Annotated in this window: 33 protein-coding genes and 3 pseudogenes; 18 read left to right on the top strand and 18 right to left on the bottom strand. The window is 68.4% G+C overall.

Annotation, left to right across the window (positions count from 1 at the left end; all coding sequences use genetic code 11):
• Positions 1-99 precede the first annotated feature (99 nt).
• A complete protein-coding gene (locus ACGFML_RS36175) occupies positions 100-1,107 on the top strand; it encodes an NIPSNAP family protein (protein ID WP_393549923.1) in 1,008 nt (335 codons plus the stop codon).
• Positions 1,108-1,193: 86 nt separating this feature from the next.
• Here the strand turns inward: ACGFML_RS36175 and ACGFML_RS36170 are convergent, their stop codons facing one another.
• Both ACGFML_RS36170 and ACGFML_RS36165 read right to left on the bottom strand, forming a co-directional pair.
• Positions 1,194-2,066, bottom strand: a complete 873-nt coding sequence (locus tag ACGFML_RS36170) for an NmrA family NAD(P)-binding protein (protein ID WP_393549922.1) — start codon at positions 2,064-2,066, stop codon at positions 1,194-1,196.
• 225 nt (positions 2,067-2,291) lie between these two features.
• Entirely contained in the window at positions 2,292-3,182 is an 891-nt protein-coding gene (locus ACGFML_RS36165; RefSeq protein ID WP_393549921.1) for a winged helix-turn-helix transcriptional regulator, read from the bottom strand.
• A 93-nt stretch (positions 3,183-3,275) separates the two neighbouring features.
• Between ACGFML_RS36165 and eno the strand changes: the two genes are divergently transcribed.
• The 5 genes and pseudogenes from eno to ACGFML_RS36140 form a co-directional block, all read left to right on the top strand.
• Positions 3,276-4,559 (top strand): phosphopyruvate hydratase, encoded by a 1,284-nt coding sequence (gene eno / locus ACGFML_RS36160; protein WP_393549920.1) that lies wholly within the window; start codon positions 3,276-3,278, stop codon positions 4,557-4,559.
• 196 nt (positions 4,560-4,755) lie between these two features.
• Complete coding sequence (locus ACGFML_RS36155; RefSeq protein WP_393549987.1) at positions 4,756-5,703, top strand: alpha/beta fold hydrolase; 948 nt, start codon at positions 4,756-4,758, stop codon at positions 5,701-5,703.
• A gap of 214 nt (positions 5,704-5,917) precedes the next feature.
• Positions 5,918-6,178, top strand: coding sequence for a hypothetical protein (locus tag ACGFML_RS36150; protein ID WP_393549919.1), 261 nt, complete (start codon positions 5,918-5,920; stop codon positions 6,176-6,178).
• A 282-nt stretch (positions 6,179-6,460) separates the two neighbouring features.
• Positions 6,461-6,937, top strand: coding sequence for a polyketide cyclase (locus ACGFML_RS36145; RefSeq protein WP_393549918.1), 477 nt, complete (start codon positions 6,461-6,463; stop codon positions 6,935-6,937).
• Between the two features lie 253 nt (positions 6,938-7,190).
• Positions 7,191-7,752, top strand: a pseudogene (locus ACGFML_RS36140) (oxidoreductase); the annotation flags it as partial.
• A 72-nt stretch (positions 7,753-7,824) separates the two neighbouring features.
• On the opposite strand, the pseudogene ACGFML_RS36135 reads toward ACGFML_RS36140, so the two are convergent.
• The 4 genes and pseudogenes from ACGFML_RS36135 to ACGFML_RS36120 all read right to left on the bottom strand — a co-directional run.
• A pseudogene (locus ACGFML_RS36135) lies at positions 7,825-7,943 on the bottom strand (DUF899 domain-containing protein); the annotation flags it as partial.
• Between the two features lie 10 nt (positions 7,944-7,953).
• Positions 7,954-8,367, bottom strand: a complete 414-nt coding sequence (locus ACGFML_RS36130; protein WP_393549917.1) for an Imm50 family immunity protein — start codon at positions 8,365-8,367, stop codon at positions 7,954-7,956.
• The gene (locus ACGFML_RS36125; RefSeq protein ID WP_393549916.1) at positions 8,354-8,857 is read right to left on the bottom strand and encodes an Imm50 family immunity protein; all 504 of its coding nucleotides are present in this window, start codon (positions 8,855-8,857) and stop codon (positions 8,354-8,356) included. Before ACGFML_RS36125 ends, ACGFML_RS36130 begins: the two co-directional genes overlap by 14 nt.
• 82 nt (positions 8,858-8,939) lie before the next feature.
• Positions 8,940-9,419 (bottom strand): diadenosine tetraphosphate hydrolase, encoded by a 480-nt coding sequence (locus ACGFML_RS36120; RefSeq protein WP_393549915.1) that lies wholly within the window; start codon positions 9,417-9,419, stop codon positions 8,940-8,942.
• 137 nt (positions 9,420-9,556) lie between these two features.
• On the opposite strand from ACGFML_RS36120, the gene ACGFML_RS36115 reads away from it, so the two are divergent.
• The 3 genes from ACGFML_RS36115 to ACGFML_RS36105 all read left to right on the top strand — a co-directional run bounded on the left by ACGFML_RS36115 (position 9,557) and on the right by ACGFML_RS36105 (position 12,530).
• On the top strand, positions 9,557-10,372 hold the full coding sequence (locus ACGFML_RS36115) for a hypothetical protein (protein WP_393549914.1): 816 nt from the start codon (positions 9,557-9,559) through the stop codon (positions 10,370-10,372).
• A 288-nt stretch (positions 10,373-10,660) separates the two neighbouring features.
• Positions 10,661-11,107, top strand: a complete 447-nt coding sequence (locus ACGFML_RS36110) for a MarR family winged helix-turn-helix transcriptional regulator (protein ID WP_393549913.1) — start codon at positions 10,661-10,663, stop codon at positions 11,105-11,107.
• Entirely contained in the window at positions 11,100-12,530 is a 1,431-nt protein-coding gene (locus ACGFML_RS36105) for an MFS transporter (protein WP_393549912.1), read from the top strand. Before ACGFML_RS36110 ends, ACGFML_RS36105 begins: the two co-directional genes overlap by 8 nt.
• A 225-nt stretch (positions 12,531-12,755) precedes the next feature.
• Here the strand turns inward: ACGFML_RS36105 and ACGFML_RS36100 are convergent, their stop codons facing one another.
• Both ACGFML_RS36100 and ACGFML_RS36095 read right to left on the bottom strand, forming a co-directional pair.
• Entirely contained in the window at positions 12,756-13,136 is a 381-nt protein-coding gene (locus ACGFML_RS36100; RefSeq protein WP_393549911.1) for a hypothetical protein, read from the bottom strand.
• 192 nt (positions 13,137-13,328) lie between these two features.
• Positions 13,329-13,913, bottom strand: a complete 585-nt coding sequence (locus tag ACGFML_RS36095; protein ID WP_393549910.1) for a TetR/AcrR family transcriptional regulator — start codon at positions 13,911-13,913, stop codon at positions 13,329-13,331.
• A gap of 147 nt (positions 13,914-14,060) precedes the next feature.
• Between ACGFML_RS36095 and ACGFML_RS36090 the strand changes: the two genes are divergently transcribed.
• A complete protein-coding gene (locus ACGFML_RS36090; protein WP_393549909.1) occupies positions 14,061-14,903 on the top strand; it encodes a class I SAM-dependent methyltransferase in 843 nt (280 codons plus the stop codon).
• A 51-nt stretch (positions 14,904-14,954) separates the two neighbouring features.
• Here ACGFML_RS36090 and ACGFML_RS36085 read toward each other — a convergent pair.
• Both ACGFML_RS36085 and ACGFML_RS36080 read right to left on the bottom strand, forming a co-directional pair.
• Positions 14,955-15,229, bottom strand: a pseudogene (locus ACGFML_RS36085) (DUF2087 domain-containing protein).
• A 135-nt stretch (positions 15,230-15,364) separates the two neighbouring features.
• Entirely contained in the window at positions 15,365-15,805 is a 441-nt protein-coding gene (locus ACGFML_RS36080; protein WP_393549908.1) for a MarR family winged helix-turn-helix transcriptional regulator, read from the bottom strand.
• Positions 15,806-15,892: 87 nt separating this feature from the next.
• Between ACGFML_RS36080 and ACGFML_RS36075 the strand changes: the two genes are divergently transcribed.
• From ACGFML_RS36075 to ACGFML_RS36060, 4 genes are all read left to right on the top strand, one after another.
• Positions 15,893-16,267, top strand: coding sequence for a cupin domain-containing protein (locus tag ACGFML_RS36075; protein WP_393549907.1), 375 nt, complete (start codon positions 15,893-15,895; stop codon positions 16,265-16,267).
• Positions 16,268-16,477: 210 nt separating this feature from the next.
• Positions 16,478-16,657 (top strand): CopG family transcriptional regulator, encoded by a 180-nt coding sequence (locus ACGFML_RS36070; RefSeq protein ID WP_393549906.1) that lies wholly within the window; start codon positions 16,478-16,480, stop codon positions 16,655-16,657.
• A 1-nt stretch (position 16,658) separates the two neighbouring features.
• Complete coding sequence (locus ACGFML_RS36065; protein ID WP_393549905.1) at positions 16,659-17,003, top strand: VOC family protein; 345 nt, start codon at positions 16,659-16,661, stop codon at positions 17,001-17,003.
• Positions 17,004-17,022: 19 nt separating this feature from the next.
• Complete coding sequence (locus tag ACGFML_RS36060) at positions 17,023-17,883, top strand: class I SAM-dependent methyltransferase (protein WP_393549904.1); 861 nt, start codon at positions 17,023-17,025, stop codon at positions 17,881-17,883.
• A gap of 40 nt (positions 17,884-17,923) precedes the next feature.
• Here the strand turns inward: ACGFML_RS36060 and ACGFML_RS36055 are convergent, their stop codons facing one another.
• The 3 genes from ACGFML_RS36055 to ACGFML_RS36045 all read right to left on the bottom strand — a co-directional run bounded on the left by ACGFML_RS36055 (position 17,924) and on the right by ACGFML_RS36045 (position 20,393).
• Positions 17,924-18,292 (bottom strand): DoxX family protein, encoded by a 369-nt coding sequence (locus ACGFML_RS36055; RefSeq protein ID WP_393549903.1) that lies wholly within the window; start codon positions 18,290-18,292, stop codon positions 17,924-17,926.
• A 6-nt stretch (positions 18,293-18,298) separates the two neighbouring features.
• Positions 18,299-18,886 carry a TetR/AcrR family transcriptional regulator gene (locus tag ACGFML_RS36050; RefSeq protein WP_393549902.1) on the bottom strand — a complete coding sequence of 196 codons (588 nt, stop codon included), beginning with the start codon at positions 18,884-18,886 and terminating at the stop codon, positions 18,299-18,301.
• Positions 18,887-19,601: 715 nt separating this feature from the next.
• Positions 19,602-20,393, bottom strand: coding sequence for an AraC family transcriptional regulator (locus ACGFML_RS36045; protein ID WP_393549901.1), 792 nt, complete (start codon positions 20,391-20,393; stop codon positions 19,602-19,604).
• A gap of 101 nt (positions 20,394-20,494) precedes the next feature.
• On the opposite strand from ACGFML_RS36045, the gene ACGFML_RS36040 reads away from it, so the two are divergent.
• The gene (locus ACGFML_RS36040) at positions 20,495-21,301 is read left to right on the top strand and encodes a sulfite exporter TauE/SafE family protein (protein ID WP_393549900.1); all 807 of its coding nucleotides are present in this window, start codon (positions 20,495-20,497) and stop codon (positions 21,299-21,301) included.
• A gap of 122 nt (positions 21,302-21,423) precedes the next feature.
• Here the strand turns inward: ACGFML_RS36040 and ACGFML_RS36035 are convergent, their stop codons facing one another.
• Positions 21,424-21,597 carry a CsbD family protein gene (locus tag ACGFML_RS36035; RefSeq protein ID WP_393549899.1) on the bottom strand — a complete coding sequence of 58 codons (174 nt, stop codon included), beginning with the start codon at positions 21,595-21,597 and terminating at the stop codon, positions 21,424-21,426.
• A 456-nt stretch (positions 21,598-22,053) separates the two neighbouring features.
• Here ACGFML_RS36035 and ACGFML_RS36030 point away from each other — a divergent pair, with 456 nt between their 5' ends.
• Positions 22,054-22,344 (top strand): DUF6355 family natural product biosynthesis protein, encoded by a 291-nt coding sequence (locus ACGFML_RS36030; protein ID WP_393549898.1) that lies wholly within the window; start codon positions 22,054-22,056, stop codon positions 22,342-22,344.
• Positions 22,345-22,801: 457 nt separating this feature from the next.
• A complete protein-coding gene (locus tag ACGFML_RS36025) occupies positions 22,802-23,710 on the top strand; it encodes a LysR family transcriptional regulator (protein WP_393549985.1) in 909 nt (302 codons plus the stop codon).
• Positions 23,711-23,939: 229 nt separating this feature from the next.
• Here the strand turns inward: ACGFML_RS36025 and ACGFML_RS36020 are convergent, their stop codons facing one another.
• The 3 genes from ACGFML_RS36020 to def form a co-directional block, all read right to left on the bottom strand.
• A complete protein-coding gene (locus ACGFML_RS36020) occupies positions 23,940-24,821 on the bottom strand; it encodes a barstar family protein (RefSeq protein WP_393549897.1) in 882 nt (293 codons plus the stop codon).
• Positions 24,822-24,941: 120 nt separating this feature from the next.
• Positions 24,942-25,112: a hypothetical protein gene (locus ACGFML_RS36015; RefSeq protein ID WP_393549896.1), complete on the bottom strand. Its 171-nt coding sequence runs from the start codon at positions 25,110-25,112 to the stop codon at positions 24,942-24,944.
• A gap of 193 nt (positions 25,113-25,305) precedes the next feature.
• The gene (gene def / locus ACGFML_RS36010) at positions 25,306-25,968 is read right to left on the bottom strand and encodes a peptide deformylase (RefSeq protein ID WP_393549895.1); all 663 of its coding nucleotides are present in this window, start codon (positions 25,966-25,968) and stop codon (positions 25,306-25,308) included.
• A 102-nt stretch (positions 25,969-26,070) separates the two neighbouring features.
• On the opposite strand from def, the gene ACGFML_RS36005 reads away from it, so the two are divergent.
• Entirely contained in the window at positions 26,071-26,655 is a 585-nt protein-coding gene (locus ACGFML_RS36005; protein WP_393549894.1) for a winged helix-turn-helix domain-containing protein, read from the top strand.
• A gap of 155 nt (positions 26,656-26,810) precedes the next feature.
• On the opposite strand, the gene ACGFML_RS36000 is transcribed toward ACGFML_RS36005, so the two are convergent.
• Positions 26,811-26,954 (bottom strand): ATP-binding protein (locus ACGFML_RS36000; protein WP_393549983.1); only part of this gene is annotated, 144 nt, incomplete at its 5' end.

The following is a 26,954-nucleotide window of genomic DNA, read 5'->3' as shown; positions in this document are numbered from 1 at the left end:
CACCCCCTGGCACACGGCGGCCTTACCGTCGGTCCACGCCCGGCTCCCAGCGAGCGAGCCGGCAATCCACCCGAGGACAGTACTGAACAGGAGCCTGCCGTGCCCCCTACCGATCCTGCCGATCCCGATCCTGCCGACCGCCCCGCCGTGATCGAGCTTCGCCAGTACACGCTGCGTCCCGGCCGACGCGACGAACTCATCGAGCTGTTCGAGCAGGAGTTCATCGAGACCCAGGAAGAGGCCGGGATGTTCGTGCTCGGCCAGTTCCGCGACCTCGACGACCCGGACCGCTTCGTCTGGCTGCGCGGGTTCCGGGACATGACGGCACGACACCGCGCGCTGGCAGCCTTCTACGACGGCCCCCTCTGGGCCGAGCACGGCCCCCACGCCAACGCCACCATGCTCGACTCCGACGACGTCCTGCTCCTGCAACCCCTCCCGGACGAGAACGGCTTCGCCCCCTCACCGCCTGAGCGTCCCCGGATCGGTGCTCCCGCACCGGACCGATTCGTGTCCGCCGTCGTGTGGTCCTTCCCCGTCGGACGACACGACGGCATCGCACTGATCCGGGACGGACTCCTCCCCGTCCTGCACACGACAGGACCCGCACCGCTCGCCGCACTCACCACCGAGACAGCACACAACACCTTCCCCCGGCTGCCCATCCGCAGCGGGGAGAACGTCGCCGCAGTCTTCACCTCTTACCCTGACGAGAGCGCCTGCCGACAGCACCTCGCCGATGTACGGGCCCATCCCCTCGCGCGGGACGAGATCCTGCCGGGCATCGAGCGAGAACAGACAGCAGCCCCCAGACACTGCGACTGGCGCCCACCGGCCGCTCGGTCCTCTCCTGACCCGTCGCAGCTGGCCTCGTCCCTGACATGCGTACCGGACGAGACCTGCCGTGCGAACCGAACAAGATCGGATGAGACCGGGGCACGATGTCCTGAGACGAGACGAGACGAGCCAGACACCGGGGCACCGGCAGTTCTCCTTGTGTCACGTCTCTTTGTGTCACGTCTCTTTGTGTCACGTCTCCGGCGGCGCCTCGTCCCTCCTCAGACGATCTGGTCCGTCGGCTTGTCTGAGATGAGCAATGAGCAATGAGCAACCAGAACCTGACCGCCGGCAGTGTCTGGCGGCTCCACCACGGCGACCAGGAAATTGCCCGGCCTGCTGCGGCTCGGGGCGGGTCAGGTGTCGGACGCGGCGGTCACGAGCAGATCGGCCGCAAAGTCCTCGACCGAGCGCGGCGGGCGGCCGAGCACGCGCTGAACGCCGTCGCCGAGACCGGCCACGCCCTCGTGGCGATAGTTCGAGTACAGCCCGTGCAACCCGTCGATGACCTGCGGCGTGATTCCGCTGTCCGCGAGCGCGGCCCGCCAGGCGCCGTCCAGTGGAACGTCGACGTACCGCACCGGCCTGCCGAGAGCGGCGCCGAAGCGGTCGCAGAGCACTGGCAGCGTCAGTGCCTGCGGGCCGCTGATCTCGATCTCGCCACCGATCGGACGCGCCGCCAGGAGTTCGGCGACCGCGACCGCCGCGATGTCCCGCACGTCCACGTAACCCCGGGCACCGGGTCCGGCAGGATCGGCCAGCGTGCCCTTGGCGATTGCGGCCGCTGCCGGGAGGAAGTTCTGCAGGAAACGGTCGGGCTGCAGAACAGTCAGTTCCGGAACGCCGACGCTTCGCAGCCGCTCGGTGATCGTGTCATGGGCGCCGGTGACGGCGTCCGGGACGATCCCGTTACCGGTGAATGGTCGCGCGCCGAGTTTGACGATCCGGCGCGCGCCGGCCTCGACGGCGGCAAGACCGAGGTTCGTTTCGGCGGCAATCTGGTCTTCGGCGAAGGGATGTGCAAGGTAGAGCCGATCCACGCCGGCGACCGCACCCCGGACGTCCGCCGCATCGGTGATATCCCCACGGAAGACCTCACCGCGGACCGTGCCCAACGCCTTGGCGCTGGCCTCGGAGCGAACGAAGAAGCGCACATCACTCCGGTCGCGCAATGCTTCGGTCAGGTAGCGCCCCACCGTTCCGTTCGGCGTAGTAACCAAAATGGACATAGATCCCCCTCCACGAACACGATCAAGACCTGCTTCCGCTCCAACAGCGCCTGGTGAGAACGAATTCCCAGCCCGGAGACCGGGTGGCGACTTTGGACGCAGAGTCAGGAAGGATCCTCCGCCACAGCCAGGAGCTGGATCATCTGCGACGGGGCGTGTCAGGAGCGGGTGCGGTCGGATCGACCATGGGGCGAGGTCTCCTTCCGGGGTCGGGCGGGCAGGGACTCACGTTGTCCGGGCGCAGTCCGCGGCCAGGCGCAGGCTCTGCGTGACGGCGTGCGGGATGTCGGCGACCGGGAACAGCACGTGCCGTACGGTCCGTTCGGCGTCGACGACCAGGATCAGGCGTTTGTGCCGCAACCGGCCTGCACCGGGGAAGGTCGGCAGCCGCAGGGCCGCGGCCAGCTGATGGCGTGCGTCGGAGAGGAGGGGGTACGGGAGCCCCTCGGCGTGGAGGAACTCCGCTTGTTCGTGCGGCAGTTGGGTGCTGACTCCGCGCACGTCCACTCCCGCTCGCCGGAAGTCGGGCCAGGCGTCCCGGAACAGCCGGTTCTCCAGCGTGCAGCCGACGGCCCCCGGGATCTGCTCGCCCCACTCGACACCCGTACCGGGGTAGGCGAACAGCACTGTCGCGGCGGAGTCCGGTGAGACGACGGGCAGGTCGGCGCCTCGCGTGCCGGGCAGGTCCGCGCCTCGCGTGCCGGGCAGTTCGATGCCGTCGGGCAGGCGGGTGCCGACCAGGGCATGTACGCGGGCATGCTCGGCGCCGTCCGCCGCGGCGGTCGCGGTGACACTTCCGTCGCCCAGCACCCACCGGTCCCCCCAGTCCTGCATGGCGACGAGCAGTGGCAGCAGTGCCACCCCGGCATCCGTGAGCAGGTATTCGTAGCGCACCGGACGCCGCTGATAGAGGCTGCGGTGCAGGACGCCGTGGGCGACGAGCCGGCCGAGGCGCTCGGTGAGGACCTTGCGGGACAGGCCGATCTCGGCGGCCAGCGCGTCGAAGCGGACGTGTCCGCGGGCAACCTCCCTCAGCACCAGAACGTTCCACCAGTCCCCCAGGACCATGGCGGCCTGGGCGATGCCGCAGGTCTCGTCGGCGTTGTGCATCCTCATGCCCCCATAGTAAGTTCCTTTTCGGGACTCACTTTGTTTCTCGATGAAACTTACTGCCCGCGGCCACGCGGGCCCAGCATGAGGAGCTGCACCGTGACCGCCATCAGCCGGGTCGTCGCACGGGAGATCATCGACAGCCGGGGCAATCCGACCGTCGAGGTGGACGTAGAGCTCAAGGACGGCTCGCTCGGCCGCGCGGCCGTGCCGTCGGGCGCCTCCACCGGCGCCCGAGAGGCGGTCGAACTGCGCGACGGCGACCCGACCCGGTTCCACGGCAGGGGAGTTCGGCGCGCTGTCGACGCCGTGAACGAGAGCATCGCGGACGCCGTGATCGGACTCGAGGCAGAGGACCAGGCGACCGTCGACGGAACCATGGTCGAGCTGGACGGCACGACCGCCAAGTCACGGCTCGGCGCCAACGCCCTCTTGGGCGTCTCCCTGGCCACTGCCAAGGCCGCCGCGGCCGCCCACCGCCTGCCTCTGTACCGCTACGTCGGCGGAGTCGACGCCCGCCTGCTGCCGGTACCGATGATGAACATCGTCAACGGCGGCGCCCACGCCGACAACCCGCTCGACTTCCAGGAGTTCATGATCGCTCCCATCGGTGCGGCCACCTTCACCGAGGCCGTCCGCATGGGTTCGGAGGTCTTCCACACCCTGCGCGGCGCCCTCGTCGCCGCCGGCCACAGCGTGAACGTCGGCGACGAAGGCGGCTTCGCACCCGACCTGCGCACCGCCGACGAAGCCCTCGACTTCGTCGTACGTGCCATCGAGCAGACCGGCTACAAGCCCGGCACCGACATCACCCTCGTCATGGACCCGGCCACCTCGGAGTTCTTCCACGACGGCGTCTACGACTACACAGGCGAGGGCATCCGCCGCACCCCCGCCGAACACGCCGACTACCTCGCCACCCTCGTCGACCGCTACCCCGTCGCCTCCATCGAGGACCCGATGGCCGAGGACGACCACGACGGCTGGCGCGCGCTGACCGCCCGGCTGGGCGACCGCTGTCAGCTCACCGGCGACGACGTCTTCTGCACCAACGAGACGTTGCTGCGCGCCGGGATCCGGGACGGCATCGCCAACTCGATCCTGGTGAAGGTCAACCAGATCGGCACCCTCACCGAGACCCTGGCGACCGTGGCCACCGCCCACCGTGCCGGCTACACCGTCGTCATGTCCCACCGCTCCGGCGAAACCGAGGACACCACCATCGCCGACCTCGCCGTCGCCACCGGCTGCGGCCAGATCAAGACCGGCTCACTGTCCCGCTCCGACCGCACCGCCAAGTACAACCAACTCTTCCGCATCCAGGAGGAACTGGGCGCCCAGGCACGCTACGCGGGCCGGGAGGCTCTGGGGCTGCGCCGCTGACGCCGGTGGGGTTCTGGAAGCAGGGTGACGGGCGGTCGTGGATGGCGTGGGGTGCCAAGTAGCGCCCTGCGGGCTCCCGGTATGCCCGGGGACCGCCATCGGCACCGGCGCCCGCACCGCCACCACCGCCACCACCACCGCCACCGCCCACCCGAGGATCACGGCGCGTACGCTCATGAACATGGTTGAGCATCGAATGGTTGACGTGAACGGCGTTCGGCTGCACGTCGCCGAACAAGGCGACGGCCCCCTGGTGGTTCTTCTGCACGGCTTCCCCGAGTCGTGGCACTCCTGGCACCACCAGTTCGGCCCCCTGGCCGATGCGGGCTTCCGAGTGGTCGCCCCCGATCAGCGTGGATACGGACGCAGCGACCATCCCGACGACGTCGACGCGTACAGCATCCTCCACCTGGTCGGCGATGTCGTCGGACTGATCCAGGCCCTGGGCGAGGAGAAGGCGTACGTCGTCGGGCACGACTGGGGTGCCCCGGTCGCCTGGCACACCGCCTTGCTGCGACCGGACATGGTGCGCGGGGTGGCCGGCCTGAGCGTGCCACCCCCCTTCCGGGGGACGCAGCCTCCGCTGGCCGCCATGGACAAGAGGTTCGGCGGCCGCTTCTACTGGAACTACTTCAACCGTCCCGGTGTCGCCGACGCCGAGTTCGCGAGGGACGTACGCACCACCCTCCGGAAGTTCTTCTACTCGGCCTCCGGCTCCGCTCCTCACACCGGCGAGCTCAAGCAGCCGCTGATCGAACCCGGGCAGGGCTGGCTCGAGGGCATGACGGACCCCGAGGTACTGCCGGAGTGGTTCACCGAGGACGATCTCGACGCACTCACCGAGAGCTTTTCCAAGGGCTTCACCGGGGCCCTCAACTGGTACCGCAACCTCGACCGCAACTGGGAACTGACCGCTCCATGGCACGGCGCCGTCGTCACCCGGCCCGCCCTGTACATCTACGGCGACCGCGACCTCGTCCCCGCCTTCCCCGGCACACCCGAACTCATCGAGCGCCTCCCCGAGCTCATGCCCAACCTCTGGCGCGAGCCCCTCGAACTGGCCGGCTGCGGGCACTGGACTCAGCAGGAACGCCCGGACGAGGTGAACGCCGCGCTCATCGAATTCCTCAGGGCCTGCGCCTGAGCCTGGCCCGTGACCCGCAGGGACCGAACGGGTGAGCCTCCTCGACACGGCCCCTTGTACCCGTCGCCGATCTCCCGGATCCGCTGCACGACTGCCTGGCCACCGGATCCCGCGGCCGTCAATTCGGTATATGGCCGAACTTCCGGCAATCGGGCCTTCCGATGACGAAGGGGGCCAGGACGCCCTGCTCAGCAGCACCTCATAAGCTCGCCCTATGGGTATGGGTATGGGTTTTGCGGTGTTGTACATAGCGGTGGGCGTCGGCGTGCTGTTCGACGCGGGGGGATTCATTGGGCGCAGATGTGAGCGGACGCAGAAGAAGGCGGCGGAGAGGCACCGCGAAATGCTGTGGAGGAACGGGCGCCTTGAGACGCCGTACGTACCGGTGCCCTTCGCAAGGCCCGGTGTCATCCGTGCCTTCGGGCTCCCGCTCATGTTCGTGGGCGGCCTGCTCCTCCTGCTGCACCTCGACTAGGCCGTTTCTTCAGAAGCGGGTAGGTCGGGTGGGCATAGCCGGTCACGGTCCGGTCGCGGTGGCGTGCCGCACGATGCATACGGGTGAGACCGCCTCCCCGGCTCTCGAAAGCTGCCCCTGACAAACCTGCCCCTGACAAACCCGCCCCGCCGGTGGCACGGGTGCGGGTTCCGCCCGCACGACCGATGAGTTCCGCCTCGCCGCGTCGTCTGCATGTTGGGGAACATCCCCCTTCCGCGCCTGCGGGAGGCCTGAGATGAGACGACAAGGAGTGTGCACACCGTGGACCAGGAGTATGTGAGCGCCGCCCTGACCGTCGCCGTGCCCGCCGAGAGGGTGTTCGCGGTGCTGGCGGACCCGACGACCCACGCTGCGATCGATGGCACCGGCTGGGTTCAGGAAGCTGTCGACCGGGCGCCGCTGACCGAGGTGGGGCAGGTTTTCCGGATGGGTATGTATCACTCCAACCATCCGAACGGTGATTACGAGGTGGCCAACAAGGTCCAGGCGCTCGATCCGCCGCGCGCCATTGGCTGGCTGACGGGGCAGGAGAGGGGTGACGGCACCCTGGAGTTCGGCGGCTGGTTCTGGCGTTACGACGTTGCGCCGCTCGGTCCGTCCGAGACCGAGGTCACGCTCACCTACGACTGGTCGGCGGTGCCGCAGTCCATCCGGGAGTACATCCGGTTCCCGCCGTTCGGCCCTGAGCATCTCACCCACTCGCTGGACCACCTGGCCAAGCTTGTCTCCGCCGAGTGACGTCGTCGGCCAGGACGACCACCCGTACCCGAGACCTCGGATGGAGCCGCTACGTACCGGCCGGCGCCCGCTGTGATCTGTGGTCCAGTGCCGGCCCCGCACCGTGCGGCAACTCACCGATCGAACACCCCGGCCGCCGTCACCCCCGCCCTGGACCGGCACTCTGCGCCGCACCAAAGGCATCGGCCGAAGCAGCATCGGCCGGGCCGGGCCGGGCCGAGCCGAGCCGTCCGGCGGCCGTCCGGGGCGGGACCAAAGTGTGCGGTCCTTCGCCGAGCGTTTTCTCTCCTCGGGTCGCGGCATCGACATCGTGATCAACAATGCCGGGTTCATGGCCGGCCCGGAAACGCGAGTCGGCCCTGGCTGGGAGGCGCAGTTCGCCACCAATCACCTCGGGCACTACGCGCTGGTGAACCGGCTGTGGCCGGCGATTGCGCGCGGGGGTGCGCGCGTGGTTTCGGTGCTCCAACGGGCACGAGCTCTCGGACATCCGCTGGGATGATGTGCACTTTGAGCACGGTTCGCAGGAGGAGTTGGCGGAGCTGACAGCGACCATCGGCGCCAGTGCGACGAACAGCGGTGGGAAGACACCCGAGCAGGGGGCCGCGACGCAGGTATGGGCGGCGACCTCGCCGCAGCTGACGGGGATGGGCGGTGTGTACTGCGAAGACTGCGACATCGCCGAGCCTGCGGCAGAGGACACCGTTCTGGGAAGCGGTGTGAGTGTCTGGGCCACTGATCGGGAGCGGGCAGCGCGGCTGTGGAAATTGTCAGCCGAACTCACCGGAGTCGATGCCTTCACCGCGACGGCATGAAGGCGCGCGGCCCCTGCGCGAATCCTGCGGAACTCCTGCTGCAGTCGGGGTGTCGGTCCGTCCTGCCGGTCCGTCCGCATGAGGAGCCACCTCGTCCCACGGGCCCGAGGTCAGGACGGCGAACGAGACGCCCCGGGCGTTGAGGTAAACGGCGTCCTTCACGCGCCAGGCGGCGTGGTGGTGCAGGAGTCCGCCGCCGAGCTAGGGGATCGACGAAGCCCGGTATGCCGTACCGCCTGTCATCTTGACTGCTCCGGCGGTGAAACGCACGCTCATGCCTTCGCCACGGACCGCTACACGAATGAGCGATTCGCGAGTGAGCTCGATCTCAACGTTTTGCGTGGGCGTGTACAGCCAGCCCTCGATATCGAGTTCCTGCAGGTTGGCGAATGTCAGGAAGAAGCCGAAGGTGTTGAACTTCTTCTCCACCCATTCCAGGAGCGGCTTGTCCGGTAGGCGCTGGAGGACGACCCGGAGCGAGAGCTCCCTGCCCCGCTCGTCGATCTGAATGGAGGGCAGATCGCAATAACTCAAGAGGGGCGCAGATTCAAAGAATCGATGGGCGAACTCGGGGTTTTCCAGCAGCCCGGTCCACTGCTCTTCAGAATTGTCCATAGTATGCCTCCGCTTCGGCACCGGGAACGGAGTCGTACTTGAGCCTGTCCATTTTCCCTGCATAGTGGTGTTGCCCTCGATCAGGCCCGTCAGCGCGAGCCCGGAAGGCGCTGATCCTGCCCACCGTAAGAAAGTCGCTACTCGTGAAGGACAGGCTGGTTCGACTGCTCAGGACCTCCACTTCGATGCGGCGTTTTTCCAGAGGTTCCAGTTTCACATCCGCCACTACCGGCGGTTCCCACCGCCGCATCGAGAAATCTTCCGCAGCCAGGAATCGTACGTGGCACTGGAGGCGGTCACATCCCTGCTCCACCCACTCAGGGAGTGGACTGTCCGGGAATTCCGGAAGATCCATTCGAAGAATTATGGTGGGCCCGTACCGGCTGATATGAACTGATCTCAGGGTGACTTGGGAAAGTGGCGGGACTTTCGAGTAGTACTCGCGCAGCCTGTCCGTGGAGCCGAGGAGGTCTTCCCAGTTCTGGATCATATGGTTAGTGTTCCACGCATCCTTCGCGGACTCCGCTTCGCTCATCGCCTATAGGCCTGACATGCGGGTGAGGGGACCGCCGTCAGTTCGTCGGGCGCAGTCCGTCCAGTTCGTCCCCGATCGCCTTGCGCAGCGGGTCGTGCTGTGGACCGAGTGCGAACCGCTCGTCGACCCACCTGTCGCTGGGATAGAGCCACACCGGCATACCCACCAAGTCGGCCGGCTCCCACTCGAACCGTGGCCAGATGTGCGCATGCAGGAACCCGTCGGTGTTGCCCAGGATCTCCAGATTGACGCGCCGGAAAGCCGCATCCATGCGACGGGACGCTCGCTCGACGGCTTCTCCGAGTCGGTCCATGTCGGACAGGAAGGCCAGCCGTTTGTCCCTGGGCAAGTCCGACAGCCTCTCCACTTCGGGATCGTCCACCAGGAGCACCGAGTAGCCCGGCAGGAACTGCACATCGCCGATCACTGCGAACCCCGCGTTCAAGTGCCGCAGCACAGCCGGGTTTTCACCTCGCAGAGCACTCCCGATCCGATCCGTCCGCCAGTCATCAACCATGGGCAGAACCTACCTGGTCGTGATCACCTGCCCCTCAGAGACCGACAGCGTCAGGCCGGCCGCAATGGCGCCTCCGACGGCCGGCCTGGAGGGCAAGGAGAGAGCCGTCATGCCACTGCCGTACATAATCGACGTCCATGCGGGACACGAGGCTGTCCGAGCCGGCAGAGCCGACCGAGCACTACATCTTCAATGACAGCGAGACGATCGTGCTGGAGTGCGGACTTCAGTGGGGTTCCGTGCGCGACCGGGATCCGATCGACCTGGAGCGAAGGACCGCTCACCGTGCCGTCCGAGCGCTGGCCGCGCTGTGCGAGGGGCTCATCATGCCTGTGACGCTCGACATGACCAGAAACTGGGTGGACGCGTACGACTGGCCGGCCGACGACAGTCCACCGCGATGGAACTGGTTCCTGAAGACTCCGCAGTCGCCGCCCGACGCCCGCTCGATGTATGTGGACCCACAGGTCATGGAGACAGCCACGCTGGACGAGCAGTCGATGCTCACCGCTGTCGACCGAATGCTCGACGACCCGTGTGAGGCGCCCGAAGGAAAGCGGCCGGCGTGGGGCGAGATGCGGATACGACACACCTGGGCCCGGCTGCCCCAACCCGACCGGCATATCGAGAACGGCGAACTGCGCATCGATGACCACGACGACAGAGCGCGCCGCGTTCCGGTCCCTCTTGAACGCAGGAACGGCCGCATCTGGGTGACCGTGCCGGAGACCAGTGTCTGGTATCCGTTCCTGCTGAGGGTGAACAAGACCTTCGGCACTGTCCACCCCGACGGGGCCAAGTGCGACGAGTTCATCGAGATGACGATCGACGTCAACTGGTCATTCTGGTGGCATCCCGGGGAGGGCCGAGCCATGCTCGACCACGCAGTGGGGCGCCTCTTTCGGCAAGGGTGGCGGAACGCAGAACCGCAAGCCAAGACCCTCCCCCACTGAACAACACCCGCCGCTGAACGGCCCATACCTTGCCCGGCACACGTCATGCGCGTCACACCATGTCAACACGCCGAAACCGCGAGACCACTGGCGGGCCGGGATCGAAGGAACCGATCAACGGCATGTGCGCAACCGGCGGGGAAGCGTGGCCTCCATCCGTACCCTGCGGACGCTCGCGGCCGGCCGGCTCCCTCCATCGAACGGCCCGGCAGAGTGAGGCTCGTCAAGCAGATCAACTTGTACAGATAAAACTGTACAGTTTCACCTGTGGGTTCTAGGATGGAGTGCATGAATGAGAGCCCGCGCCTGTCGCCCTCAGCGGTTCAGGCTTCGCGAGAGGTCCGTACGGTCATCAGCCGCCTGCGGCGCCGCATCCTGAACGCCGCCGAAGCCGAGGACATCACTCTCGGTCAGGCGTCCGTGCTGGCGCGCCTGTCCGGCAAGCAAGGCGTCACGGCCAGTGAGCTCGCCTCGGCCGAGGGAGTGCGCCACCAGTCGATGACCGCGACGGTCGCGTCGCTGACCGCCCTGAGGCTGGTGGACCGGCGGCCCGACCCCGATGACGGGCGCCGTCTGCTGATCGCGCTGACCGCGGAGGGGCACCGGCGGGTGGAGGAGGGACGGCAGGCCCGGCAGGAATGGCTTGCCGGTGAGTTGCAGCAGAAGTGCACGGAAGAGGAACGGCGGGCCGTGATCGCCGCCATGGCAGTACTGGAGCGCCTCACCCATGACTGATCGGATAACGAAGGGGCGAGGCAGGACGGCGACGGCGGGCTTCGACCGGCGGCTGCTGCCGCCGATGATGTTGGGCTCGGTCCTGAACCCGATCAACTCGACGATCATCGCCGTCACGCTCGTACCCATCGGCGACGCGTTGGGCGTGCCGCCCTCACAGACCGCGTGGCTGGTCTCGGCCCTCTACCTGGCCACCGCTCTCGGGCAGCCTGTCGTGGGTCGGCTCATCGACGTCTTCGGGCCCCGCAGGCTCTTCCTCGTCAGCACGAGCCTCGTCGGGGTCGCCGGGGTCGTCGGCACCCTGGCGCCGAACCTGGGGGTGCTGATCGCCTCGCGGGTCCTGCTCGGGTTCGGCACCTGCGCCGGGTATCCGGCCGCGATGGCGCTGCTGCGCAGCGAGGCCAAGCGCACCGGGCAGGACAGTCCCGGCGGGGTCCTGACCGCCCTGGCCGTTGCCAACCAGACCATCGCCGTGCTCGGCCCGCTACTGGGCGGACTGCTGATCGGTCTGGGCGGCTGGCGCGCCACCTTCGCGCTGAACGTACCGCTGGCCGTGGTGGCCGTACTGCTGGGGGCGCTCCGGTTGCCCAAAGAAGCCGGCACAGGAGAGTCGCCGCAGCGCGGGCGCCTCGCAGCCCAGCTCGACCTGCCCGGCATGGCGCTGTTCGCCGTCATGCTCGTCTCGCTGCTGCTGTTCCTGATGAACCTGCACCTGCGCGACTGGTATCTCCTGGTGATCGCCGCCGCCGCGAGCGCCGCGTTCGCCGCGCGGGAGCTGCGGGCCCCCACCCCGTTCATCGACCTGCGGGTGCTGGGCGGCAACACACCGCTGCTGGTCACCTACGGGCGCGCGTTGATCGCCTACGTGGTCGCGTACTCCTTCCTCTACGGGTTCACCCAGTGGACGGAAGAGGGCTTCGGGCTCTCGCCCTTCCACGCCGGGCTGGTGCAGATCCCCATGTTCCTGGTGGCCATCGGTGTCTCGATCGTCTCCGGCCGGCGCAAGGGCGTGCGCGGCAAACTGCTCGTCGGCGCGCTCGGGCAGATCGTCGCCTGCGTGGTGATGCTGACGCTCGGTGGGGAGAGCCCCGTGTGGATGCTGATCCTCGTCGCCCTGATCTTCGGCGTCCCGCAGGGACTGAACAACCTGGCCCTGCAGAACTCCGTCTACTTCCAGGCCGATCCCGAGCGCACCGCCTCCTCGGCCGGCCTGCTGCGCACCTTCGCCTACGTCGGCTCGATGGTCGCCTCCTCCACAACGGCCGCCTCCTTCGGGCAGCGCGCGGACACCGGCGGCATGCATCACCTCGCCTGGATCATGCTCGGCGCGGGGGCGCTCTACCTCCTCCTGAACGTCTGCGATCGCACTCTCGGCCGCGCGACGGACGGGGACACCGCGGCCGATACGCCGCAAGCGCCGTAGACCACCCGGGGGCGCCACGCCGCGAGGCTCTCATCACCTCGGCACTCCGGCTGCCGCACACCCGCCTCAGCCACAACTTCGCGCGGCATCCACCCCGATGTCGCCCGGGGGAACTCCCAACGCTGGATGCTCCGGTAGACCTCCTGGCAGAGGGAAGCGGGAGCCGACAGTGTGTGTCGGCTCCCGATCCACGACGCATCCGACGCGCATCCCGCGGCTGAGCGACTACTGGCTTCCGGCTTCCGGACTGCACGTCGCGCCTTGCCCGGAATCGGATCTGTTGCTCTCCTTCCACGAGGAATCCGCGGCGAAGTCCTTGATTGAGGGCATACGGACCGGGTATTGCTCCTGCCGGAGGTCCTCGGCGTCCGGAAGGATCGCCTTGACGTCCTCCTCGTCCACCAGCGTGCAGGCGTTCGGCCATTCGTTCGCGGCCAGAATCCTGCTGTTCTTCAGCGGGGGCAGGCGGACATCCCCCTTTCGGGGTGCGGCTTTGCCGATGGAGGTCTCACTGCTGGCATCGACGATCAGGAGCGTCGCTTGAACGGTGCTGGCAACCAGCAGGGCACCGGCCAGGGTGAGCCAGAAGATCCGGTTTTTCTTCACAGTGGCCGATCCCGCCCAATGAGCCTGGCCCAAACTCCACTTGGGGTGATCGGGGCGATCACCTCGCGGTGGTCCGGCCACCGGCCGCCCCGCTCCGGCGTCCGGTCCAGAAGTAATGGCTCGCTGCGCACACACTGCGCGTCAGTCGACGGCGTACCCGAACCAGCGACAGGCTGATCCAGACGAAACGGCCTAGCGGTCCACCAACGCGGCCACCAGGCGCGTCATAGGGGGCCGTGGGTCAGAGCTGCCCGGCCAGTTGGTCATCAGGAGATGGTGGGCGGTACCGACGATGGCGATGGCCACGGTGTGCGGGTCAACGGTCTCCGCCACCCGGCCGAGCCTCCGTTCGGCCTTCACATAGCTGGTGATGGCCTCCTCGATCGCGGTGAAGCCGGGCGCCCCGCCCTCCAGCGCCTCGCGGATGCGCAGCGCAGCGGCGGGGCGGGTCATGGCGAGGCCCGATATGGCCGGGCCGCCGGAGTCGAACAACGCGAGGGCGACGGCGTCGAGGTTCCGCACCACCGTGCCCTGCCCGGCAAGTGCCGACAGTGCCTGTGCCTTCGCGGCCGTCCGTGCGAACCGGTCGAGGCAGAGCTCGGCCACGAACTCGTCGAGCCCCGAGAAGTGCGCGTGCAACAGCCCCTTGGCGCAGCTCGCCTCGGTGGTGACGGCCCGGCTGGTGAGTGCGCCGGGCCCGCCCTTCTCCACGACACGCTCGGCGGCCGCGAACAGCCGCTCGCGTACGTCCGGTGTCGCCACGCCGCGCGGTGACATGGGCCTCTCTTCCGTCTGCTTCCGTCTGCTTCCGTCGCCCTCAAGGGTTTCAACTCGGTGGATGGTAGCGGGGATTGCCAGTTCGGGCATGCGCCCATACTGTTTGGGCGTACGCCCATTCCCCTTCGTCCACCACAGGAGGCTCCCGTGCCGGACGTCGTCAACACCGAGCAGGCACAGGCATGGAACGGCCCCGAAGGCGCTCACTGGGCCCGTCACCAGGACCGCTGGAATGCCGTGAACGAGGGCTTCGACGAGCCACTGCTCGACGCCGCCGGGATCGCCGGGGACCACCGGGTCCTCGACCTCGGCTGCGGCACCGGGCAGACCACGCGCCTCGCCGCACTCAGGGCGCCGCGAGGACGCACGCTGGGCCTCGACCTGTCCGGCCCGATGCTGGCCGAGGCGCGGTCCCGCGCGGAGCGGGAGGGGGTCACCAACGCCTCTTTCACCCAAGGCGACGCGCAGGCGTACCCCTTCGAGGCGGGCGCGTTCGACGCGGCGATCAGCCGCTACGGGGTGATGTTCTTCACCGACCCCGTAGCGGCCTTCGCCAACGTCGGCCGTTCGCTGCGGCCCGGCGGCCGCTTGGCGTTCGTCTGCCCGGCCGATGCCACGCTCAACGGCTGGGTGACGGCGGTGGCGTCGCTGCGCGACTTCCTTCCGGTGGGCGACTACGGGCGGCCGGGGCTGCCCGGCATGTTCTCGCTGGCTGCGCCCGCCCGCATCCGCGCCGTCCTCACCGCGGCCGGATTCACCGGCATCACCGTGAACCAAGCGCAGTCGTACGGGGCATGGGGACGCGGAGCCGCGGACGCGGCGGAGTTCCTGCTGGGTACAGGCCCCGGCCGCCATCTGATGGACCAGGTCGAAGCGACCGCACGGGCCCGCGCCCGCCGCGCCCTGACGGACCATCTGCACGCCCACGAGACAGCGGACGGCACGGTCCGACTGCGCAGCACGTCGTGGCTGGTCACGGCGGACCGCTGAGCCGGCCCAGCGGGGGCGGCCGGGGCGGCCGGGGCGGCGAATGACGACGCGCTAACCGACCCTCCGATAGCTGCTGCCGTCCTTGGGCCGGGCCAGCAAGCCCGCCACGACGAGGTAGCGGCGCAGTGCCGAGCAGTCCTCGTGCACCGTCAACAGCGCCGCGTTGACCTCGCGCTCGCTGTACTCCCGGTCGTGCTCGAACAGGTCTCCGCGAGATGTACGAGCAACTGCTCGCGGCGGGCCGCCTTTCGCGGGATCGCGGTCAGGCGCCCCCGGGAGAACAGGGCAGCCACCCCGTGTGCACCGCTGGATTCTTGGTTCGGCATGCGGGAAGCCTCCCGTGCCGACCTGTCCCGGGCAACGTATGTACACGGCGCCCCGGCGACGGCGAGCGGGCCGCACACGCCCCTCGGGACACGCCCCCACCTCCGAGGCGCCCCTGGTAGGGCTCGACGGTCTGCTCACCAGACGGGTCGGATCGGCCCGTTCGGTGCCAGGCGGGCGAGGTCGGCGGCGAGGGCACCGAAGCGTTCGGCGCCGAGGGTCTCCCGCCACGGGGCGACAGCCGCTCGGGCCGCCTCGTCGGCGGCGCGGGTCGCGGCCCAGCCGGGCTCGGTCAGCTCCAGGAGCCGGGCGCGGGCGTCCTGGGGGTGCGGCCTGCGCAGCACATATCCCTTGCGGACCAGCTCATCGACCAGTTGGGCCGCGGCCTGCTTGGTGACCCCCAGGTGCTCGGCCAGATCGGCGGTGGTCACGTCGCCCCGGGAGATACGGACGAAGGCGAAGCCGTGCACGGGGCGCAGGTCCGCGAATCCCTGTTCGGACACACGGGTGTGAATCTCCTGGACCAACTGTCCGGACAGCGCGAGCACGAGCGTGGGGAGGGACAGGGCGTCATCCATGCCTTGACCATAACTGGACAAGGAGCTTGTCTATATAGACAAGCGTCTTGTCCATACAGGGCGAGATACGCCTCCCGGGAGCCCGACATGCCCTTTGTCCGCAGCGACGAAGCCATCGCCCACGAGGTCCACGGGGCCCGCTTCGTCTCCTACGTCAGCCCCGCCACCGGCAGCCGGGATCTCGCGGCCTGGCGTTGCGAGGTTCCGGTGGGGGCGGTACCCCCGACCCATGTGATCAGCCACGAGGAAACCTTCTACGTCCTGTCCGGCCGGCTTCGGTTCTCCATCGACGGCGAGATCGCCGAACTGGGCCCCGGGGATGCGGCGGTGGCGCCCGCGGGCTCCGCGCTCGCGGTGGCCAATCAGACCGACGAGCCGGCGCAGATGTGGGTCACCACCCGCGCGGGACTGACCGCCGAGTTGGCCGACGGCAGCAGCATGGCGCCACCGTGGGCCAACTAGGGCCGCATCCGCAGACGTTCGCCCTGCGGTGAGGCGCCGTCCGGATACCGGCCCGGGCGGCGCGGGCCCGCCATGCCGCTCAGCGCGATCCGCCGCCACACCGTCTGTCGATGGCGGCACGCCGACGACAAGCGTCCACGTGCCGCCATCGACAGGGTGAGCATCGCCCGACACAAGACACTAGCTTGCTAGAATGCTAGCATCGCCTGTGTGAGTGACGAAGAGGTCAAGCAGTTCAACGTGTACTTGCCGGTCGGGCTGATCAAGCAGGTCAAATATCACGCCATCGAGTCGGGATCGTCCCTCTCGGCGTTGGTCGCGGACGCCTTGCGCGCCTACCTCGACGACACCCATGGGCAGCGACAGCAATCGTCCGAGAAGGAGACCTGATATGGCGACCGAAGGCATCGAGGCCGTGTTCTTGACGACCCACAACTGGGGCAAGGCGGCGAAGTTCTTCCAGGCGCTGGGCTACGAGTTGGAGTTCTCCACCGACCACAACTCCGGGCAGCTCCGCAACGGCGACGGTCCCTATGTGTTCATCGCCGAGGTCCCCGAGGACCGGGAGCCCCAGACGCAGATCGTGCTGAAGGTGACCGATGCGGAGACGTTCCGACCCGATCCCGTCGTCGAGGTGGTCACGCCGTTCGAGGACACCCATTACGAGACCAAGGAGATGACCGTCCGTGACCCCGACGGACGCCTGTGGAGCCTCCAGGCTCCGACCGAGAACTGACCGTGAGGAGAGGGGCATCGTGACAGACGAGCGGCACGAGGCGCCGGACAGCACCGCGGTGCGGGTCGCCCTCTGGCGGGCGATGCACGTGCAGGTCGACCCGCCACCCCACGTGATCGAGGACGAGATCGGACTGCAGCTCGCGGCCCCTGATGAGGGGTGGCGGAGCCGCCCGGACATGGACCCGCGCAGCACCAGCGGGTTCCGGGCGGCCATCGTGGCCCGTGCTCGGTTCATCGAGGACCTGGTTGCCGAGCAGGTCGTCGGCGACGGCGTCGCCCAGTACGTCGTCCTGGGGGCGGGCCTTGACACCTTCGCCCAGCGCAGGCCGGAGATCGCCGCCCGCCTACGGGTGTTCGAGATCGACCAGCCGGGCACCCAGGCCTGGAAACGCCAACGCCTGATCGAGCTCGGCTACGGAATCCCCGACTGGCTGCGACTGGTGCCGGTCGACTTCGAGGCGGGCGGCGACTGGTGGGAGCAGCTGTCCGAGGCCGGCTTCGATCCCGGCCGGCCGGCGGTCGTCGTCTGCACCGGCGTCACCATGTACCTCACCAAGGACGCCACCGCGGCGACCCTGCGTCGGCTCGCTGGGCTCGCCCCCGGCTCGTCGCTCGCCATGACGTTCATGCTGCCGACCGAACTCATCGATGCCGCCGATCGCCCCGCACTCGAGGCGACCAGGCCACAGGCACAAGCAGCCGGAACGCCGTTCATCAGCTTCTACACCCCGCAGGAGATGCTGGCACTGGCCCGCGACGCCGGCTTCAAGGACACCCGACACGTGTCGGGAAGTGTGCTCGCCGAACGCTACTTCGCCGATCGGACCGACGGCCTCCGCCCGTCGAGCGGAGAGGATCTGCTGGTGGCCACCACCTGACGCCGGTCGGTCGGCCGGAACCCCCACCCGTCCTGGTGAGTTACCAGCGCACGAAGCTCACCACGAGTACGGCCAGGGTCAGCAGCAGCATGCCCAGGCAGTTCACCCAGAACGCGGAGCTCAGGGCTCGCGCGCGAATGTGGGATGCGGTGGCCGCAAGGAAGTAGACGACGATCGCCGCAGTGGTCGCCATGGCGACGCCGGGCACCCAGAGCCCGACGACGATCCCCACGGCTGAGGCCGCTTTGGCGGTGATCAGCGTCCACCACCAGTCGCGCGGGAAACCTACGCCTTCCAGGCAGTCGACTATGGACTTCGGCGGGCGGACCATCACCACGGCGTCCCCGGCCTGGATCGCGAGCAGGATCAGGATCGGCCAGACCGGAGAGGGGAGTTCGGAGAGGGTCATCGGCCACTACCTTTCTTGTGCGGTGACGAATTCGGCCGTCTGTCGGATCCTGGTCGCCGTCTGCTGGGGGTCGGTTGATCCCGCAGCGAGCAGCATCAATTCACCCAGGTAGCTGGTGAACATCACTTGCGCGCCGATCCGGGCGCGGGCGTCCGGCATTCCCGCGTTCCCCATCGCGGCGGTGAGATTGCCCTCGGTGAGCGTGCGCAGTCCGCCGAGGGCTGCGTTCTCGGGCCGGCCTCGGGTCAGGGTCCGAAAATACGCGCGCGCGAGTTCCTCGTTCTCGGTGAACAGGTCGAGGAACGGATCGAAGTAGCGGGACAGGTAGTCGACTGCGGAAGCCGTGGACTCCGCCGCGGGTGGCGCAGGAATGCGGGCGGCGATGGCCTGGTCGTAGACCAGGCTCAGCAGGGACTCCTTGTCCCCCGCCGCCATGACCGCACCTACGGAAACACCTGCCTCTGCAGCGATCTGACGCACCGTTGTGCCGTGGAACCCCTGCTCCTGGAAGAGCCGTGCGGCAGCCTCGGTGACGCGGGTGGTGGTACGTCGTTTTTGTTCAGCACGAGTTGACTGAACACGTTCAGCGAACATGTTCAGAATATAGGAGGCGCGACTACGGCAACGCAACAGTGGCGTGGCCGGTACGTCTTCAGAACGGCGGCCAGGAGCCGACGCGAACGCGGCAGCAAGGCCGGGGGCGGCCGCCCGGCCCCGGCCGCGTAGCGCCGCAGCCATGGTGAGTAGCGCGGCTGCTCATGAGGTCGTTCGTGGACCGTGATGCCCAGCACGCAGGCTCCCGCCAGGTCCGGTCAGGGGAACAACGTGGCCTGCAGGCCCCAGCTCCGCATCCTGGCCGGCTCGGGACTGCACCATGTCGTCATGACAACCTTCTCCGCCCCTACGCCGGCTCGAGGTCCGCGGCGGGACGCCCTGCACGCCCCACCGCCGGAGGCACGGCGCAGAGAAGACAGGTGCATCGCCACCATGCCGGGCGGCTGGTTCGACGTGACGCGCCGCTGCTGCCGATGCGAGGCGTGGGTGTCGATCCAGGCTCTGCAGGAAGACTGGAGCTGCGAGTGGTGCCGTACGTGGCATGGGCCGACGCAATGCACCACTGCCGAGGGGCTTCCCGTCATCGAGGGACGCACCTATCCGGAGTGGGACGAGGCGACGCAGGCCATCAATGCCACAGGGTGGTAGAACGCCCTGACCGACACCGGGTCGATCGCGGCGACCACCGCGCAGCCGTCCGCCATCGACCCGGTGCAGGCCGAAGCCGCACGCCGCTCACCGCTCACCGCTCGGCTCACTCGCCGAACCGGACACCGGAGGCATCGGGGCCTCGGTGCGCCGTTGGCGGTCGGCCGAGGAGCTTGCCGAACGCGGCCGTGTAGGCAGCGGGGTTCTCGTAGCCGAGCACGGCCGCGATGCGGGTGACCGGCATGCCCGCGGTGAGGTGCTGGAGGGAGTGCAGGACGCAGGCGCGTTGCCGCCACTGCGAGAAGCTCAGGCCGGTGCCGCGCCGGAACAGGCGGGCGAGGGTGCGTGGGCTGATGTTGAGGGCTGCGCACCAACGTGCGGGCGGGTCGTGAATGTCCGGCTTCTGCAAGAACGTCTCGCACAGGAGGCGCAGCCGCGGATCGGACGGCAACGGCACATCGAGGGGCAGCGGGGTGAGGTCCTTGAGCTCATGGAGGATGAGAGCGGCGACCGCCGCGTCGCGGCTGTGCTCGGGGTAACGCGGCTCCATGTCAACGGCTTCCAGGATCAGCGCCCGCAGCAGAGCGGAGACGTCGACGGCTTGGCAGCGGGCGGGAAACCACGGCACGGCAGCAGGTTCGATGTAGAGGCTGCGGGTGCTGACGCCCGTCATCGTGACCTGATGCCGGGTCATGGGTGGGATCAGTACCGCGCGGGCGGTGGGAACCGTCCAGCTGCCGTCCGCGGTCGCGACCTGCATGACGCCGTTGGCCGCGTACAGGACTTGGGCACGGCGGTGCTCGTGCCAGACGAGCAGGTGGTCATGGGGGTAGTCGGTGCCGATGGCCAGCACGGCACGATCAAGGCCGTCGACCTCCGCGACCGGGACATCGCGCATGCGACGAGGCTACGCGGGGCCACCCGCCATGTCTGCTGCGCGTAGGAGGATGGCCATCCATCGATTGCCCGCCACGGCCCGTGATCCCTAGCGTCTTACCAGTGCTGACCTCGTTCTCTCCCCTCTTGTTCTTCGGCTGCCTGACCGGCATCACGACGGTGCTCTTCGGTTTCGGCGGCGGTTTCATCACCGTTCCCGTCGTCTACGGCGTCCTGACCGTCACGGCGCGTGCGGGAACGGACGCCATGCACATCGCGGTGGCGACCTCGGCAGCGGTCATGGTCGTGAATGCCACGGCGGCGGCGCTGGCCCAGTGGCGTCAAGGCCGCCTGCGCCGCGCATACGTCTGGCCGCTGACGGCGTTCATCACGATCGGCGCCGCTGCCGGATCCTTCGCAGCCACCTTGATCGGCGGGACGGTGCTGCGTCTGCTGTTCGCCGCCTACCTCGTGGTGACGATCACCGACAGCCTGCTGCGGAAGGGCTTCCTGTCCGTGGCGCACCGGACGCGCCCGAAGCCCCTGAGCCGTGGCACGACCACCCTCGGCGGCATCGGAATCGGCCTTGTGGCCGCCGGCCTGGGAGTGGGCGGCAGCGTCATGACAGTCCCGCTTCTGCGACGCAGGGGCCTTCCCATGGCCGAGGCGACGGCCATGGCCAACCCCCTCAGCGTCCCCGTCGCCGTGGCCGGGACACTCGTCTATGCCCTCTCCCCCACCGCACCGGCCCGGGCAGGCCAGCTCGGCTACGTCGATCTCACCGCCTGCGCCGCCCTGCTCATCGGATCGCTGCCCACCATCACCCTGGCGAGGCGCGTGACCGGCCGTGTCCCGGACCGGGTCCACTCCGCCGCCTACGTCGCCCTTCTCCTGGTCGTGCTGCTCGTGATGGTCGCCACGGAAGTCTGACGCGGCGTCCTCGCGGACCGCCCTTGGGCATCGACATAAAGGCCGGTGGCCGGAGACACCCGTCTCCGGCCACCGGCCTACCGACTGTGCGGGGAACGGCCCTGGCGGCTTTCCCCGCACCACTATCTGCGGAGCGCGTCCTTGGTCTTCTCCGCGGCCTGGCGAAGATCGCCCTTGGCACGCTCGGAGCGACCGGTACCGGTCATACGCTCGTTGCCCACGACACGGCCCGCAGCCTCCTTTGCAGCCCCTATGAGCTGCTCGGTCTTCGCGGTCGTCTTGTCGGTGGCGGTCATGGTGGCACTCCTCCTCGCGTCGGTGTGTTTCCCTGACGCAAGATCGCCTGCCCCTCACCCCGCAGCGCAAACACCGCCTGAGGCTTGTCTTTCTACGGGGCTACCTGGTGTCGGTCGCACTTCACGAAGCGCCTTGCTCCCGTCGCACTTCTCGAAGAACTCCAAGAACTCCAAGAACTCCAGGAACTCGAAGACCTCGAAGAGCTCACGGCCGGAGTGGAAAACGCCGCTCGCGGGCGTCCGGAGGAAGGCACGTACATGGTGGCGGTCGGACCGGACTTGCGAATCGGGTAGGGCCATCCATTTGACGCACAAGTGAATCGATTCCCCGGGTGAACGGCGTGATATTCGATCAACCGCGCAGGTCGGAGCGACGATCCTGGGGCCGGTATCCAACTGAACGGCAGGCATGGGCGTTCCCCAGACCTGTCGCTCCCACTGACCAAGGAGCCCTCTATGCGTGTTCGTCGTATGGTGACCGGAGCCCTCGGTTCCACCGCCCTTGTGCTCACGTCCCTGGGCGCGCTGACCGCCACCGCGAGCCCCGCGGCTGCCAACCCGTGCGGCTTCTACAAGACCGGCTCCGACGCCTTCTACAACCACTGCACCTCCGACGGCTCGCGGGTGGTCATCAAGGTCAGGGTCGCCCGGCAGGCCGACTACGAGCGGTGTGTCGGACCCGGCAGGTCCTGGCTGGGCTCCGCCGGCAAGATCCAGGGCGCCCACTACGTCGGCCGCACCTGCTGACGAACCATCACCTTGGTGACCGCAAGCCGAGGAAAGGCACTTCCGCCTACCTCACAGGGTCTGCAACTGTGCTCTGTACCGTCATGTCGAAGACGGTACAGAGCATTCTGCGTAGAGGGCCCCGGCCCGGTCCCTGCATGAGACCGGGTCCGCCCTGCCGACGGCCGTACGACCGCCGAGTCCACGCGTGCAGTGCTCTGTTGGAGGCCAGCGCGAACACCACCAGCACCGTCAGCACCATGGCACCCAAGGGCACGGTGGCCCCCTCAGCTCGCGGGTCGGCACCCGTCCCGCCCCTCCTCCAGGTCCGGACTGAGTGGAGAGGTGGGACGGGTTGCCGCCCTGGGCCCGAAGCGATCATCGATGAGCCGCAAGGGGCAAGTCAATCCTCGGGTCTTCTTCCAAACCCCCAAGAGATTCCTTGGGTTGAGGCGGCCTTACCTTGGCGTCCATGCCGATGACCTTCGATGACCTGCGAATCTTCGTGGCGGTGTGCCGGGCGGGAAGCCTGAGCGCCGTCGCCCGGGACCTGTCCTGCACCCAGTCGGCGGTGAGTCAGCACGTAAAACGGCTGGAACGGCAAACAGGGGTGCAGCTGCTGGAACGCCTGCCGCGGGGCGTTGTGCCCACCGCGGAGGGGCGCCTGCTGCAGGCGGCGGCCATGGAGGGGATCGCCGGCCTGGATCTCGCCCTGCGTCGGTTGGGCGAACTCGCTCGCGGCGAAGCCGGATCGGTGCGGGTGACGACGGGCGCCACGACGGTGCGGCACTTCATGGCCGAGGCCATCGTCGCCTTCCGCGAGAGTCACCCGGGGGTGAGCCTGGAGTTCCGGACGGAGACCTCCAGCCGGAGCTGTTTCGACGCGCTCGCCGACGGTGCGGTCGACCTTGCCTGGGTCACCCTCGGCAATGCGGTCCGGGGCATCGAGCAGCGTCCCGTCGTGGAACTGCCGTGGGTGCTGGCGGTACGGGCCGACGATCCGCTCGCCCTTCGGTCACCGCTCACGGCCGCCGACCTCGTCGGCATCCGGCACATCCGGCTCCCGGAGAACTCTTCCTCAAGGGCCCACCTGGACGCGGCCTTCGCCCGCCTGGGCCTCCACCTCACGTCGGACACCGGTGTCGCCGACTGGGACACAGCCATCCTGCTGGCAGAGCTCGGCATCGGACACGCCATCGTGCCCGCGCTACCGGGGCAGGGGTCCGCCGGCCCGTCAAGCGGCCCGCTGAGGTTCCTGCCCCTCCCGGACCTACCACCACTGCCGGTGGGCTGGGCGGTCCGCCGCTGGGACGCACTCACGCCGCTCGCCCGCGCCTTCGCCGACGTGGTCGGGCAGCGATGCGAGAGGACCACGGCCGGCCAGTGATCACGCCCATCGGCCGTTCCCCGACACACAGGCTCGTTGCTCACATGAGGTGGTGACGCCCAGCTTCGCGACGGGGTGGACAAGAGCGGGCGCTCAGGGAGTTCGCCTGCGGATCCGGTACGGGACGCCGGCGGTTCCGGGCCGCGCCGGCGGCTGGCTGCCCTGGCTCTGGATGCCCGAGAAGCCCCACGGTGAGCTGTCTGCGCTCCGAGGGTGCGGTGGGCTGTCCTCATCGACGGTTTGCGTCGAGCCACTCGTCACTGTTCCACCTGACGGGCGTGGCGCCGACAGGTGCGAAGCGGACGTTCGGATCATTGCTGTGGACCAGGCAGATCAAGCGACGCCGGAGGATCGCGGCGCGGCGGGCCTGGTCGGCGATGATGTCCAGGACGATCTGGGCCGCCCTGGGGCAGGCGGTGGCGAAGCGGTCGTAGTCGGTGAAGTACAGGACGCGTCCAGCGCCTTCGGGTGAGTAGTCGTAGCCTCCGTGGCAGGCCACGTCACCGAGGCAGTCGTTGAGCGCGTCCAGGTTGTTTCCGTAGTGGTCGGGGAAGTGCAGTGCGGTGGCGACCGCGCCGTGCATGTCCTGTTCCGTGGTCCACTCGCCCGCTGCGAGGCGGACGACGCGGAAATCGCGCTCCTCGAGCCGAAGCACCGCTTGTGTGAGGAGCCGTCGGCGCCAGAAGAGGGTGACGAAGGTGTCGTCCATGTACTCGATGCCGGGAGGCCGAGTCGTCGCGGTGGCCGGTGCCGGATCCTGCGTCAGGTCGCTGCGGTAGGCGTCCAAGAGCCGGAAGAACTCTTCCACGGGTGTCGAGCATTCGGGGGTGCTGCGCTCGATGTCTCCTGCCCAACCGAGTGGGCTGCTACCGCCAAGACGCGTTCCGAGCCACTGGCTGAATGCACCATCGCGCCCGAAGTCGCAGGACTCATCAATGGAGTGCACGCCGAGGGCCACCTGGTAGCCGATCAGCATGGACTGCAGATCGCGCAGTGAGCCGCCGGGCAGCCAGGCGCCGGGCCTGAGACGGATCTGATCCAGGAAGTCGTACACGTCCGTGCAGTCCTGCCAGTGCTTGGCAGTGCGGCCCGGGCTGTCTTCGGTCGACATGTTCCGACCCTACGGTGCGGACGAGTTGGTGTCGTCCGCCGGCCGGGAGCGAGTACCGCCGGCCGGAGCGAGTGACGCTCCACACCGGAACAGTGCCCCAGGACACACCTCGCAGATTTCCTACTCGCTTCTTGGACGCATCCCAGAGAATCGGCTCAACCCGCCGACGATCGCACCGGCAATGACGGCTGCGATCAATTGCGTTGGCTCTCCCATGTCAGGCCACAGAAAATGGGTCAGGCCGAACATGACGAGAAGAGTGATGATTACGGTAACCAGTACTTTTCCCACGGATCGACCGTATCAACGATCCATCAGAGCATCAGCGGCACCGGACGCGAGGCCGCATCCGGGCGCGGGAGCAGCCCGGAGCGGGCCTGAGGGGGCAGGTCGGCGCTCGCACTGACAGGTAGTTGATTCCGGACGGGGCCCTGGCCGGGCATCGGGTCGTTCGGGACGGCACTCCCGTCCGGCTGTCGTCGGCTCACCGGCCCAGGCCGGCGGACTTGACCTCGCGTTGGGCGAGGACGCCCTCGCAGCGGTCCTCCATTTGTCGTAGTGCGTCGCGGCGGTCCCGTTTGGAGAGTCGGTCGAGATAGGTGTGTCCGAGGAGGTGATCGGTCTCGTGCTGCAGGCAGCGGGCGAAGTAGCCCATACCCTCGATCACGAGGGAGTTGCCGTCCTTGTCGAATCCCCGCACGACGGCACGGTCGGTCCGGGGGACCGCCATGGCAGCACCGGGTACCGACAGGCAACCCTCGAAGTCGTCGACGAGCCGACGGTGGCCCGCATCGGGCTGGTCGAGCACGGGGTTGACGAGGTGGCCGACATGCCGGACTCCGTGGTCGTCCGGACAGTCGTACACGAACAGTCGCAGGTCGACGCCGACCTGATTGGCAGCCAGGCCGGCACCGTCGGCCACATGCATGGTCAGGAACATGTCGTCGATCAGCGCCGACAGCTCGCTGGTGCCGAACTGGGTCACCTCCCGGCACGGCCGGTTGAGGATCTCCTCGCCCACCGCCGTGATCCGGCGCACCGAGCCCCGGTCGGCTTCCGGAGACAGAGCCGGATAGGAGTCGACCGGCTCGCCCTGAACACGGACTCGCCGGTCGATGGTGCGAGGTGGGTCGTGAGGAATGGACATCGCGGTGTCCCCTTCTCGTTGGTGGAGGCCGCGCCGGCGCCCGAAGTCTCGGCGCAGCAGGACCAGTTGCGTAGCTCTTTGCAAAGTAGCAGACTTTGCAAAGTGACTGAAGAAACCGAAGAAGACGTCCACTTCCCGGCCGGCCGGTCCCCCACGGCCGGTGCGGGATTGCGCGAGCACGAGGTCCGCACGGCCCTGCTCGACTTGCTCTCTGAGGTCGGCGCCGTCACGGCGACCGAAGCGGCCGCCCGGCTGGGCTACAGCTCCGGGCTCTGCTCATTCCACCTGCGGCAGCTCGCCCGCCACGGATACATCGAAGAAGCCCCGCACAGCGGAGGCCGCTCGCGTCCTTGGCGTCTGCGAAAGCTCGCTCCCACATCCGATGTGTCCACCCAGGACTTCGGTGACCTCGCCCGCGGTCTGGAGGACGAGAGCTGGCAGCACTGGCTCGACCAACGCGAGCAGGCACCGTCCGAGTGGCGCCACGACGAAGCGTTCAGCGCCGTCGCCTATCTGACGCCCGAGGAGATGAGCCGGATCGCAGCGGTGATCCGAGGAGCGCTCGCCCCCTATCGGGATCGCGACCATCGACCGTTGGCCCGGCCTGAGGATGCCCGACCAGTTGCGCTCATCACCCGACTGTTCCCTCTGCTCCCCCACCCGACGGACGACGCAGGCGAGGGCTGAGAAGCCGAGGGCCACGGCTCGCTCGAGCACAGGCCGCGGGCTGCCGACAGGGGTGCACGCTCTCCGACGCGGTCGGGCTCCCGACGCCGACTGATCTCACCGGACGGGGAGGCGGGCGGCCTCGGGTTCCTCGCTCCGGGCCACCCGTTCATCCGTCACCCGTTCCGCTGCGGCAGCGGAAGAGACACCGTGATTTCCAGCCCGCCGCCTTCGCGCGGCTCGGCCGTGATGGTCCCGTCGTGGGCGCGCACCACCGAGCGCACGATGGACAGCCCCAGTCCCACGCCCTTGTCGCTGCC

Origin of the sequence: Streptomyces sp. NPDC048650, from assembly GCF_043199095.1 — a bacterium.
Taxonomy (GTDB): domain Bacteria; phylum Actinomycetota; class Actinomycetes; order Streptomycetales; family Streptomycetaceae; genus Streptomyces.
The sequence above is the reverse complement of the archived record's forward strand: the minus strand, read 5'-3'. Positions and strand labels throughout refer to the sequence as shown.